11 protein-coding genes are annotated in these 12,185 nt (G+C 65.0%); 3 read left to right on the top strand and 8 right to left on the bottom strand.

Features of this window, described 5'->3' with window-relative positions; genetic code table 11:
• Positions 1 to 135 precede the first annotated feature (135 nt).
• On the top strand, positions 136 to 1,476 hold the full coding sequence (locus BES08_RS04890; RefSeq protein WP_008833367.1) for an amidohydrolase family protein: 1,341 nt from the start codon (positions 136 to 138) through the stop codon (positions 1,474 to 1,476).
• A 179-nt stretch (positions 1,477 to 1,655) separates the two neighbouring features.
• Here BES08_RS04890 and BES08_RS04885 read toward each other — a convergent pair whose 3' ends face one another.
• The gene (locus BES08_RS04885; RefSeq protein WP_008833366.1) at positions 1,656 to 2,468 is read right to left on the bottom strand and encodes a helix-turn-helix domain-containing protein; all 813 of its coding nucleotides are present in this window, start codon (positions 2,466 to 2,468) and stop codon (positions 1,656 to 1,658) included.
• A gap of 155 nt (positions 2,469 to 2,623) precedes the next feature.
• On the opposite strand from BES08_RS04885, the gene BES08_RS04880 reads away from it, so the two are divergent.
• A complete protein-coding gene (locus BES08_RS04880; protein WP_231958171.1) occupies positions 2,624 to 3,748 on the top strand; it encodes an enoyl-CoA hydratase/isomerase family protein in 1,125 nt (374 codons plus the stop codon).
• On the opposite strand, the gene BES08_RS04875 is transcribed toward BES08_RS04880, so the two are convergent.
• The 5 genes from BES08_RS04875 to BES08_RS04855 all read right to left on the bottom strand — a co-directional run bounded on the left by BES08_RS04875 (position 3,683) and on the right by BES08_RS04855 (position 9,476).
• Positions 3,683 to 5,110 carry an amidohydrolase family protein gene (locus BES08_RS04875; RefSeq protein ID WP_008833364.1) on the bottom strand — a complete coding sequence of 476 codons (1,428 nt, stop codon included), beginning with the start codon at positions 5,108 to 5,110 and terminating at the stop codon, positions 3,683 to 3,685. The two genes, BES08_RS04880 and BES08_RS04875, sit on opposite strands and share 66 nt — an antisense overlap.
• Positions 5,104 to 6,303: a CoA transferase gene (locus BES08_RS04870; RefSeq protein ID WP_008833363.1), complete on the bottom strand. Its 1,200-nt coding sequence runs from the start codon at positions 6,301 to 6,303 to the stop codon at positions 5,104 to 5,106. Before BES08_RS04870 ends, BES08_RS04875 begins: the two co-directional genes overlap by 7 nt.
• Positions 6,293 to 7,792 carry a class I adenylate-forming enzyme family protein gene (locus BES08_RS04865; RefSeq protein ID WP_036524525.1) on the bottom strand — a complete coding sequence of 500 codons (1,500 nt, stop codon included), beginning with the start codon at positions 7,790 to 7,792 and terminating at the stop codon, positions 6,293 to 6,295. The genes BES08_RS04870 and BES08_RS04865 overlap by 11 nt, the downstream gene beginning before the upstream one ends.
• 24 nt (positions 7,793 to 7,816) lie before the next feature.
• Entirely contained in the window at positions 7,817 to 8,107 is a 291-nt protein-coding gene (locus tag BES08_RS04860; RefSeq protein WP_008833361.1) for a hypothetical protein, read from the bottom strand.
• 139 nt (positions 8,108 to 8,246) lie between these two features.
• Complete coding sequence (locus tag BES08_RS04855; RefSeq protein ID WP_197524422.1) at positions 8,247 to 9,476, bottom strand: CaiB/BaiF CoA transferase family protein; 1,230 nt, start codon at positions 9,474 to 9,476, stop codon at positions 8,247 to 8,249.
• Between the two features lie 323 nt (positions 9,477 to 9,799).
• Here BES08_RS04855 and BES08_RS04850 point away from each other — a divergent pair, with 323 nt between their 5' ends.
• Positions 9,800 to 10,111, top strand: a complete 312-nt coding sequence (locus BES08_RS04850; RefSeq protein ID WP_008833359.1) for a hypothetical protein — start codon at positions 9,800 to 9,802, stop codon at positions 10,109 to 10,111.
• Positions 10,112 to 10,316: 205 nt separating this feature from the next.
• On the opposite strand, the gene BES08_RS04845 is transcribed toward BES08_RS04850, so the two are convergent.
• Together BES08_RS04845 and BES08_RS04840 are read right to left on the bottom strand one after the other, a co-directional pair.
• Positions 10,317 to 10,805 carry a MarR family winged helix-turn-helix transcriptional regulator gene (locus BES08_RS04845; protein ID WP_008833358.1) on the bottom strand — a complete coding sequence of 163 codons (489 nt, stop codon included), beginning with the start codon at positions 10,803 to 10,805 and terminating at the stop codon, positions 10,317 to 10,319.
• A 23-nt stretch (positions 10,806 to 10,828) separates the two neighbouring features.
• Positions 10,829 to 12,082, bottom strand: a complete 1,254-nt coding sequence (locus tag BES08_RS04840) for an acetyl-CoA C-acetyltransferase (protein WP_008833357.1) — start codon at positions 12,080 to 12,082, stop codon at positions 10,829 to 10,831.
• Positions 12,083 to 12,185: the final 103 nt, after the last annotated feature.

Below are 12,185 nucleotides of genomic sequence, written 5' to 3'. Positions count from 1 at the left end.
CCCCGCGTGGGAGCGGCAATCGCACAAGCGATGGCTCTGGCGTGCATGTGGCTAGCGCGGCGCGAGCACGATAGTCTCACCGGCAAAAGACAAGCGGGAAGAAGCGCCGGCGCACGCACTCACGGGAGACGAGAGATGGAAATGAACGACATGGTCATCATCAGCGTCGATGACCACATCAGCGAACCGCCCGACATGTTCCAGAACCACTTGTCCGGCGATCTGCTCGAATCCGCGCCCAGGATGGTGAAGGACGAGAACGGCAAGGATGTATGGGTCTACCAGGGGCAGACTTTCGCCTCGGTCGCACTCAACGCCGTGGTCGGGCGGCCTTTCGAGGAATACGGCATGGAGCCGACCTCGCTCGACCAGTTACGCGACGGCGTCTACATGGTGGACGAGCGGGTGAAGGACATGGACGTCAACGGCGTTGCCGCCTCGCTCAACTTCGGATCGGTCTTCGACTTCGCAGGTGGCCGCCTGCACCGGGTGCCCGACCGCGACCTCGCGGTGAAGCATGTCAGCGCCTATAACGACTGGCACATCGATGAATGGTGCGGCGCGCATCCGGGGCGCTTCATCCCCTGTGCTATCCTGCCGACCTGGAACATGGACGCGACGATCGCCGAACTGAAGCGGGTCAGCGCCAAGGGCTGCCACACCGTGTCGATCAGCGAGAACCCGACCTGCCAGGGCCTGCCGAGCATCCACAACGAGTACTGGAAGCCGTTCTACAAGGCTATCGCCGATCTCGACATGACGATCTGCATCCACATCGGCGGCGGCAATCCTGCGCCGCATGCGTCGATGGAGACTCCGATCGAGGCGTGGATCTCGACGATGCCGATGACGATCGCCTATGCCGCGTCGGACTGGCTGCAGCTTGAGGCGCTGCACGAGTACCCGGACCTGCGCATCGCGTTGTCGGAAGGCTCGATCGGCTGGGTGCCCTATTTCACCGAGCGGGCCGACTTCTCCAACTCGCGCCACAAGTACTGGACGCATTCGCGCTTCCAGGACCTGAAGCCGAGCGAGATGTTCAAGCGACACTTCCTGAACTGCTTCATCGACGATGCGTTCGGATTGCAGAACATCGGCTTCATCGGCGAGGACAACATCGCCTATGAGTGCGACTATCCGCATTCCGACACGCTCTGGCCCGAAGTGCCGGAGCGCCTGTGGCCGACGATCAATCACCTGACCGACGCGCAGATCGACAAGATCACGCACGGCAACGCGATGCGCTGGTTCCGTTTCGATCCCTTCAAGCACCACGCCAAGGCCGATCTGACGGTCGGTGCGCTGCGGGCAAAAGCTGCAGCGGCAGGCGTGGACATCACTCCCAAGTCCTCGCTTGGCGAGCGGCCGCTGGCAGAAGGCGAAGTGCGTCCGGTCACCTCGGGCGACATCATGAAGATGTTCATGCGCCACGACGATGCCGACCGCCTCAACCGCATGGCCGGGCAGGAGGTCTGAGAAAAGGGAGGCGTCGTTTCGGACACGGCGCCTGACCCTTCGACAAGCTCAGGGTGAGCGGACTTGGTTTAATGCCCTTTGAATTCCGCCCAGGCTGAGCCTGTTGAAGCCTCATCGGCAAAAGAAAAGGCCCCGCGAGACGTGCTCGCAAGGCCTTTTCCCGTTGGGATATGTGAAAGTCAGGCGGCGTGCGAGAACTGCTCGACGCTGGCTTGTGCATGCTGCGCCGCCGGATCGGGCAGGCAGGCACGCATAGCGTCGCGCAGGCACTGGAACAGCGCCTCGGGGTTCACCTTGTCATCCTTGCCGTAGACGATGCTGACGACCAGCGGATGGCCTTCCGGCTGACGCGGGACGAGGCCGCTCAGCGCATCGGCACCGGTGGCGAAACCGGCCGGGCCGAACAGGTGGCGCGGATCGCGGCAGGCGTCGATACGAGCCATCATTTCCGAGAATGCGAACTTTTCCTGTTCGACCGCCTCGGCGTTGAGACGGCGCACCATGCCTTCGCAGCGCTGGCGGGTGACGGTGGACAGCATCAGCCAGCCCGGTGCGTTGCGCGCCAGAGGCTCCTTTACGCCGCCGGCCAGTTCGCGGGTCGCGGCGGGGGCACGAGGGCCATGGCGCCAGTTCACGATCTGCGCGTCGAGGCCGACCATCGAATGCAGCGCCACCGAAAGGCCGGTCTGCGCGACAAGGCGGTCCATCAGGCGCACGATACGGCCGTCACGCACCAGTTCCGGCTGACCGGAAGTGCCGATCAGCGCCGCGCGAGGGGTAAGGCTGTAGGCGCGCGAGTAGGGGTCCTTGTGCAGCAGACCCAGCTCGACGAGGCTCGAAAGCAGCTCCGAGGTGCTCGACTGCGGCCGGTTGTACCGACGCACGATGTCCATGACGGTCGCTTCACGGTGCGCGTCGTCGAAGTACTCCAGTACCTCGATCACGCGACGTGCGATCTTTGCCTTGTTCGATGACGTTGCCTTGCCAGCCATGAGGTCTCTCTCCTTCCCTCTTGCGTGGTTGATGAACTCGATCGTTAGCGCCGAGTACTGCCTCAATCCCCGAGTCGTTTCCGAGATAACTGAGTCATTCTCGTTTTTTGCTGACTTTGGTTAGCATCAACAGAGGTGTTCATCAATAGAAGTTTTTGTATACGAATGTCGAACATGTGGCAGATGGCGCAATCCGTCGGTCGAGCCTGTTTCCAAACGCTGCGGGCTACGAGATGATACAGGCCCGCGATCGGGAGGGATGGTCAATGCCGCCGGAGCGGTCCATGCCGGTACGAGAACACCGGGAATCACTCAGGGACCATATGAAAAGTGTCGGAATTGGCGACCTGACGGGTTCTAGGTCGAGGTTTGCCTTGAGCGGGCCGGATTGGGGCGGGCCGATTTCTTTCATCGATGGCGATAGCGCACCGAATGAGGCGGACGGACGAAATCCGCCGCCATGGCCGGTGGTGGGAATTGGGGCGCACCACGAGGGCGGTGCCGAAAAGTTGGATACTTTTGTCGAAGATGGTTTCGATCCTTTTCAAATCCGGAAAGCCGTAGAGGCTTGCCCGATCGCTGCGGCGACGCTTGTTCAACTGCTGCGGTTGCTGCCGTCGCTGGGTTTGAAGGATGGGCTTGTTGCCGAGTCGCTGGCTTATGCGGCGCTTCAGGGTGGCAACGAACATCGCACGTGGCTGGCCCGGCGCGCACCACCGGACGCAAAGCGCGGGCCAGGCGCCGTCCGTCTTGTGCGGGAAGGGGATACGGTGATCGCGACTCTCGATCGTGCCGGAGCGGGCAATGCGATCGATCGATCGATGCGCGATGCCCTGTCGGAAGCCTTTGCGCTGGTGAACCTCGATCCCACGATTACCTCGATCACGCTGCGCGGGGAGGGGCGCTGCTTCAGCGTCGGTGCGGACATCGGGGAGTTCGGGACGACGCTGGACCCGGCGACGGCGCATGCGATCCGCCGCCGGACGCTGCCCGCCAATCAGGCGGTGCTGTGCGCCGACCGCTTCGTCGCCGAGATCGATGGCGCCTGCGTGGGGGCGGGACTCGAACTTGCCGCCTTCGCGGGGCGCGTCACGGCAACGCGCCGATCATGGTTTCAATTGCCGGAACTGGCGATGGGGATCATTCCGGGCGCGGGAGGCTGCGTCTCGCTGACCCGCCGGATCGGGCGCCATCGCACGGCGCTTCTGGTGCTGTCAGGCCGACGCCTTAGCGCGAAGAAGGCGCTCGAATGGGGGCTTGTCGATGCGCTGGTGGATTAATTTTCCGCCCGCGATCACGAGGCGCACGTCGTTCTTGTCGAAGCGGGCCTGAACTTCGGCCCAGGGGCGGTCGAGCAGGCAAAGGTCGGCCGTGGCACCGATCGCGATCCGGCGCTGGCGTGAAAAATCCGCCGGGTCCGCGAGATAGAGCGCCAGTGCGTTTTCGGGTGTGAGCGCTTCGTTCGGTCCGATGACCGCACCGCCGGGCGTGCGGCGGCTTATGGCGGCGGCCATGGATTTCCACGGATCCGCAGAGCCGTAAGGGGCATCGCTCCCGCCGGCGAGGGGCATGCCTGCCGCCTTCAGGCTGCGCAACCGGTAGAGATCGACGTGATGCCTGGGATCGACGTCGGCCAGATAGCGGTCGCCGCGCTCGGCAATGAAGTGGGGCTGGACGCACGCTGACAGGCGGAGGCCATGCATGCGCGCCACCAGATCGGGAGAGGCGACGGAGACATGCTCGATCCGGTCGCCGGGCGCGCTCCCGTCTGCTTCGAGCAGGGCGAGCGTGAACACCAGTTCAACTTCGGTGACGCAGTGCACGGCCAGGGCACGGCCTTGTGCGCGCCCGGCCCGGATTAGGCTCAGTGCCGCATCTAAGTCGGGCAGGGCATTTTCGTGGAGATGCAGCTTGAGCGGGCCAAGGGTGCAGTGCGGTGGAAATTGCTCGGACAGTGCCAGACTTCCGGCGAGCGTCGGTGCTTGGAGCAGTCGCCCCTCAGCGCGTTGCTGTGCGAAATGCTGCGCCACGACAGCGTCGTTGCGCGGCGACATGTCCGTCACGCCGGTGATGCCGAAGCGGGCAAGCTGGCTGCTGGTTTCCGCGAAATCGGGGAGCGTGCTGCCGAGCGTGCGGCTGAGCCACGCGTCTTCGTCGAACAGGCGCCCGGTGAAACGCCCGGCTTCGCGTTCAAGCCCCGGTGGCGGATCGGCAAGGGCAAGCAGTGCTTCCAGCGCGCGAGAATTGAGAAGCCACATTCGCCCGGTGCGATGCTGCATACGCACCGGTCGATCCGGAACCATGCGGTCCAGCATCCTGGCATCGGGCAAGGTGCCGCCAAGGACGCTCTCGTGAAAATCGACGGCGCGCAGCCATCCGGTGCCCGGTATCTCAAGGGCCTGCGCCAACTGAGCGGGGCTCAGAACGCTGGGCGGTCCACAGGACACCGAGGCTTGCTGCGCGGCGAGCGCGGCGAGGTGGATGTGATGATCGTGCAGTCCCGGAAGCAGCAATCCGCCGCGCGCATCGATGACCTGCTCTCGGGGGCGGGGGGACAGGTTTCCGATCGAGGCGATGCGTTGCCCTTCGATCCTGACGTCACCGTGGGACAGGCCCCAGATTTCTGCTTTGCGGATCAGCATGGCGCCAGCGCGCCGAGATAGCGCGCGGTATCGGCTCCGATCGGGCGCACGGCCGCCTTGAGGGGGCGTGTGCCCACGATCGGGAAAAGATGGCCGACAGCTTGTCCCCAACCGCGCAGTTCGGCGTCGATCATCGCGCGATTATGCGCGCGTTCCTCGGCGAGCGCCATCGCGCAGATGGCGCTCATCGACAGGCCGATGCGCTGCGCGACGCCGCTTTCATACGCGGCAAGCCCTTCGCGTGCGGCGACGATGCCGGTGAGCGGATCGGCCACGGCGTCCGCCACGTAGCCGATGCCGCCCCCCGCTTCGGCCATCGCGCGGGTGAGGCCGCCCGCGACGCCGCAGTCGTTGCCGATGCCGACCCAGTCGGCGGCCTCCCCGCTTGCTCCGTGCCCGGTGATCGACAGCCAGACCAGCCCCGGCGTTTGGCGGATCAGTGTCTCGGCGTCGATGCCGAGGTGGCGCAATGCGCGGGGCCGCGAGGATTCGATCACGATGTCCGCGCGCCGGATCAGCGCGACGAGCGCGGCCTTCTGTGCATCGTCGGCGAAATCGACAAGGATGCTCGCCTTGCCCTGGTTGATCCGGTCGAAGGTCGCCGGATCGTCGCGGCGGATCAGGTCGGGCCGGGTGAGGCTTTCGACTTTCACGACTTCCATGCCTGCCTGCCAGAACAGGTGGCCCGCCAGTGGCCCGGCCCATATCGCGGAAAGATCGACGACCAGCGCTTGGTGCAGGGCTGCCCTTTTCCGGTTTTCTCCGCGCAGCATTACCTCGAGGGCGGGAAAGGCGGGGATCTCGTCCATGCGAGCGACGGGTAGCCCCAGCGTGCGTCCGGTCTCGACGAGATCCCTGACGTCATGGCGCAGCACGGCTGCAGCAATCGCGTTCCAGTCGCGCGTGTCGATCGTGTCGTCACCGAAAAGCGCGGGCAGCAGTTCGCGGTCCACGTCGCGGATCAAAGTGAGCGCGAACCAGTTGCCGTCCCGCGTGGGCATCAGCCGACTGCCGCCGAGCCCGGCTGAGGTCGTGCCGCTGATCATATAGCCGCCACCGGCGGCGCGCTCTCCCATCAGGGTAGCGCCAGCGAGGCGCGGCAGGCCATGGGCTTCGGCCATCGCCTGCAACTGCCGGTCGGCCCACCGCGCCAGAGGGATCTCCGGGCCTTGCGTGATGTGCTCAGCCGGCAAGGACTTCCTTGACCTTGCGGCGCAGCAGCTTGCCCATTTCGTTGTACGGAAGCTCCGCGACGAAGGCGATCTTCTCCGGCACGCGCGAGGACCGCAGGCGCAAGCGGACAAGGTCCTTCAATTCGGTCTCCTCAGGGGCATCGAAACCATCGCGCGTGACGACGGCGACGCCGACCGCCTCGCCCCACTCGACCGAAGGGATCGCACAGGCGCAGGCGTCGGCGACGGCGGGATGGGTGAGTAGCACGTCCTCGATCTCGCCGGGCGACATGTTCTCACCCCCGCGCACGATCACGTCGTCGGCGCGGCCGGAGAGGAACAGGTAGCCGTCCTCGTCCATGTAGCCGGCGTCTCGGGTGGGGAACCAGCCTTGCGCGTCGAGCGCACTCTTTTCCTTGTACTCGCCGGAAACCTGCTCGCCGCGCACGTAGATTTCGCCGGGCTCACCCAGAGGCAGGACTTCACCGTTCTCACCGCGGATCTCGATCTCGACCGTCGGGATCGGCTTTCCGAGCGAGGTCAGGCGGGCGCGAACCTTCGGATCATCGGACGCCAGCGCCTCGCGATGGTCGTCGGGGCCGAGCAGGGCGACGGTGGAACTGGTTTCGGTAAGGCCGTAGGCATTTGTGAAGCCCGCCGCCGGGAAACGCTCAAGCGCCTTGTGTATGACCTCGAGCGGCATCTTGCCGCCGCCATAGGCGATGGCACGCAGCGATGCGGTTCGGGCGGCGGTGCCGCTCTCCATGGCGTCGACGATGCGTGCCAGCATGGTCGGCACGACGAAGGCATTTGTGATCGCCTCCGCCTCGACGAGCGCCAGCCAGCCTTCGGGCGAGAAGGCGGGCAGCATGACGATCTTGCGCTGGGCATAGATCGAGGACAGCAGCGCCGAGATGCCGGCGATATGATAGGGCGGCACGACCACCAGCGCGGCATCGGCCTCGCCGGCACTGGCGAATTCGACCGTGCCCAGAATATAGCCGAGCAGGTTCGAGTGGCGCAGGATCGCCGCCTTGGGCGCGGCCGTGGTGCCGCTGGTGAAGAGCTGGATCGCGATGCCTTCACCGGGATCGTATTCGCGCGCGTCGTCCGCCGGGACCGTCTCCTGCGCCTTGAGGGTGAATTCTTCGCGCGAAAAGATCGTGTGGCCCTGTCCGTCTGCGATGCGCGTCACGCGCTCCTCGTCGCCGATGACGAGGGCGGGGGCGATGCGGCCCAGCAATGCGGCGAGGTCGGCGTCGGGAAGGCGATAGTTGAGCGGGCAGTACGGTACGCCGGCCAGCGCCGCACCGAACACTGCGATCACCGCCGCCTCGCTGCTCTCGTCGAGGAGGGCGACATATTCCGCGCCGCTGTCCTGGATGATCGAGAAGGCGCCGCGTGCTGCGGCGAGAAGGTCGCCGTAAGTCCAGCGCTTGCCATCGCAGACGAGGCCGACGCGGTCGGGCGCGGCCTCGGCCGCCATTTCGAGAAGGAGGGCAATGTTCATGGGCGCGTGCCAGCTATCTTAGTGTCAGTCCGAGGCGGGAAGCGGCTTGGCGTCCTTGACGACGAGCGCCTGCCCATCGACAGAGAGCGAGCCCTTGCCGGGCTTCACGCAAAGCAGTTCGTAGTTGCCGTCGGTATCGACGTAGCGCTTGCCCATCAGCGTACCGGCCGAGAAGTCGGCGGCGAGGGGGGCGGCATCGGCAGGCTTGGCCTCGCCCATCGCTGCGCCGCCGCATTCGATCTGCCCGTCGGCGGCGCGGATCACCATCACCTCCGTATCGCAGGCGGCGCTCTTCAGGCGGGTTCCAGGCTTCATTTCGGGTTCCTTGTCCTCGTGTGTGCGTCTTGTCTCGACGGGCGCTTGGTGCGCCGGCGGCACGGTTTCATCTTACGCCCTCCTCCGTGCAGCGTTCAAGGCGCCGCAAGGTTGAGTGCCTGTACAGGTCGAAAAGCGTTCAGGCGATCGCGCCCTTGGCCTTCCACTCCTCGATCTTGTCCCACTCGACGCCCATTTCCATGAGGACGATCTCGGTGTGCTCGGAGGCTTGCGGCGACCGGGTGGTCTCCACGGCCTCACCGTTCCACTGGACCGGGCCGCGCACGAGCTTGAGCGGGGCGCCGCCGTCGGCGCCCTCGACTTCGACGATCATGTCGTTGGCAAGCGCCTGCTCGTCGGTCAGCAACTCGTGGAAGCTCTGGATCGGCGCCCACTGACCGGAGAAGGTCTTGAGGTGCTGGCGCCAGTATTCGAAGGGTTGGGAAGCGAACGCCTTCATCAGGATGTCGCTAGCCGCCCCGGCATTCTCGAAAAGCGCGCGCGGTTCGGAGAAGCGGGGGTCGTCGGCGGCTTCCGGTACGCCGAGATGCTCGAACATGCTGCGGATGTGACCGGTCGGCGAGATCGTGCAGAGGTTGATCGTGCCGTTATCGCTGGTCTGATAGTTGCCCATAAACGGATTGCGCGCTGCGCCGCCCGAGCCCGGCATCGGATTGCGCGTGAGCACGCCGGTCTCCGCGACTTGCGCGATCACCGCGCCCGATGCCCAGGCGGCGGCGCTCAGCAGCGAGACGTCGAGCTCGACGGCCTCGCCGGTCTTCTCGCGGTGGAACAGCGCGGCGGAGATTCCGCCCGCGATGAACATGCCGCCGATGGAATCGCCAAAGGCCGGGATGCCCTGCGAGATCGGGCCGGGCAGTTCCTCCGGGGTCATCGAATAGGCTATGCCGCTGCGTGACCAGAAGCAGGTGCCGTCGAAGCCGCCTACCTCGCGCTCAGGCCCCTTGTTACCCAGCGCCGAGCCGCGGGCGTAGATGATGTTGGGATTGACCGCGCGGATATGCTCGACATCGAACTTGTTCTTCTGGCGCACCTGCGGAAGGTAGTTGGTCAGGAACACGTCGCACTGCTTCGCCAGTTCGTAGAGCACTTCCTGACCTTCAGGCGTGGAGAGGTCGATGCCGACGCTGCGCTTGCCGCGATTGGGGTGCTCGAACAACGTATGGCGAAGCGGGTCGAGCGTGACGCCGCCCATGTTGAGGAAGCCGCGCTGGGTGTCGCCGCGCACGGGATGCTCGATCTTGATGACGTCGGCGCCCCAATCCGCGAGGACGCCGCCCGCTGCAGGCGTGAAGGTGAACTGTGCCACTTCGAGGACGCGCACGCCCTGCATGACCTTTGTAGACATCTGCTGCCAATCCCCGTGATCTTCTGTGTGGCGCCCGGTTTTCTGCCGTTTGCACTTGTCGGTCCGGTGTGCGCGCAAAGGCATGAGGGATCAACCGGGTGGCCCATCGTGCGGACGATCATGCCTGCAGATGCCTGCTTTTCCATCGTTTCTCGACCTGTGGGAGGGCAATGCGCAGGCGAATGTCGCGGAGGCGATAATGTTGCCGAAAGCGCTCTGAAAGATGCGAATTTCGCAATTGACCGGGTGTTCAAAAAATACTAACCCAGCTTAGTAAGTGAATAAATCCGACCGTTCAGGTTCGCAGTTTTCGGAGAAACGCCATGAAGAAGTTCGCCACGCTCGTCGCTGTCGCCGCCATCGCTTCGGTCCCGGCCGTCGCTTTCGCCGAGACCACCCAGGTCCGTGAAGCCACCGAGGAAGCCGCTGCCGGTGCCGTATCGCTCAACGCCGGCAAGATGCTCTATGCCGCCGACGGCTACCGCATTGCACCCATCTATCGCGTCACTGCCGAGGGCAATCCGCAGGTCATCCTCAACGGTCGTCTCGTGACCGTTCCGGCCTCGAGCCTCAGCGACAACAGTGGCAAGGTCACGACTTCCATGTCGAAGAAGGAACTTGCTGCCGCGAAGTAAGTTTTCCCGATACTCTCAAGAAGAAGAGGGCGGCGCCTGGTGGCGTCGCCCTCTTTTTTGTGGCGTTGGAGGATAAGCCCACCTCGCTGCGGTTAAGTTCGCCTGCAGCTCACCAAGCCTCGCGGCCCTTCTGCATGCGGGAGGGCGAAACACGATGCTCTCATTCCCTACTGCTTGCAGGAGGGGCAGGGGTGGGCAAAAGCGCTTATCCCCGGCTGACGTTATCGTAGATGCGCGTCATGAAATCGAGAAGGGTGTTCACCTCGTCCTCGGAAAAGCCGGCGAACATCTTGAGTTCGCTTTCGGTCGCGATGGCGCCCAGCTTGTCGAGGAGAGGCCGAGCCTGCTCGGTCAGGTAGACGGCGCGGGCTCGCCGATCGTCGCGGCGGTCGCGGCGCTCCAGCAAGCCCTCTGCACAGAGGCGGTCGATCAGGCGGCCGGCGGAAGCCTCCGACATTTCGAGATATTCCGCGACGGTCCGCTGCGTGGACCCTGGATAGCGCGCGACGATCGCGATCATCGCCCATTGCGAGCGGGTCACGTTGAGGGCGGCCACCTTGCGATCGAAATTATTGCGCTGCAGCCGCGCCACGATGGTCATGCGCAAGCCAACCTGCCGTGTCGGGGTCTCGTCGCGCATGTTGAACGGGTTGCTGATCGTTCCCACCGGTTTTTCGTCGGCTTCAGTCGCCACCAGATGCTCCTTGTGCTGCGCCGTCAGACGCGTTCGATGATCATGGCAGGGGCCATGCCGCCCGCCGCGCACATCGTGATAAGACCATAACGCCCGCCGGTGCGCTCGAGTTCATCGAGAGCGGTGCCGATCAGCATGGCGCCGGTGCCGCCGATCGGGTGGCCGAGCGCCATCGACCCGCCATTGGGATTGACCTTGGCGCGGTCGAGGTCAAGGTCGCGGATGAACTTCTCGACGACCACGGCGAAGGCCTCGTTCACTTCGAAGACGTCGATGTCCTCCACGCCGAGGCCCGCCTTGGCGAGTACCTTGCGTGCTGCGGGCACCGGGCCGTTGAGCATGAGGGTGGGGCAGTCGCCCGTCTCGGCCATGGCGACGATGCGCGCGCGCGGCTTGAGCCCGTGGGCCTCGGCGTAGTCCTTTGAGGCCAGCAGGATCGCCGAAGCGCCGTCGACGACGCCCGAGGAGATGCCGACGTGATGGATCGGCTTGATCTCAACGTCCGGGTAGACCTGGTTGATGAGTTCGCCGTAAGTCTTGCCGCCGGACGCCGAGGGCATGTTCAGGAACATCTCGAAGGCGGGCTTGAGCTGCGCAAGGCTTTCGGCGGTGGTTTCCGGGCGCGGATACTCCTCGTGGTCCAGGATGACGTTGCCCTCATCGTCCTTCACGACGATGGTGGACTTGTCGAAGCGACCCTCGGCGATGGCTACCGCGGCGCGGCGCTGGCTCTCCACGCCGAGCGCTTCGAGTTCCTGGCGGGAGATGCCTTCCATAGCGGCGATGGCGTCGGCGCAGACGCCCTGATTGGATTGCGGGTGCTTTGCCTGGAGGCGCGGATTGCCCGCACCCATGCCGGCGCTGCCGACGCCCGCCTCGCGCATCTTCGCGCCGTACATGCCAGCGTAGGAGAGCATGTCCATGCCGCCTGCGACCATGAGGTCCGCCATGCCCGACTTGATCATAGCGGCCGACAGGCTCGTGGCGGTGAGGCTCGATCCGCAGAAGCGGTTGAGGGTCACGCCGCCTGCCTTCACGTCGTAGCCTGCGTCGAGCGCCGCCATGCGTCCGATGTCGCCGGCCTGCAGCCCCATTGCCGCCGAGACGCCCCAGATCACGTCGTCGACGTCGGCGGTGTCGAGATCATTGCGGTCCTTCAGCGCAGCGAGAACCGTTGCCGAGAGATGTTCGGGATGCATCTGCGACAGCGCCCCCTTGCCCATCTTTCCGAGCCCGCGCGGGGTGCGCACGGCGTCGATGATGTAGGCCTCGGTCAAGACAGGTCTCCTCGTATTTCTTTCGCGCAGCAAAGCGCGGTTTCCTGCGTGATGCGGGCGCTTTGCGGCTTTGGCAATCTGGGGTGCGGGCGCTATCGCCGCG

This window comes from Novosphingobium resinovorum (assembly GCF_001742225.1).
GTDB classification, from domain to species: domain Bacteria; phylum Pseudomonadota; class Alphaproteobacteria; order Sphingomonadales; family Sphingomonadaceae; genus Novosphingobium; species Novosphingobium resinovorum_A.
This window is presented reverse-complemented; position numbering and strand designations above follow the sequence as displayed.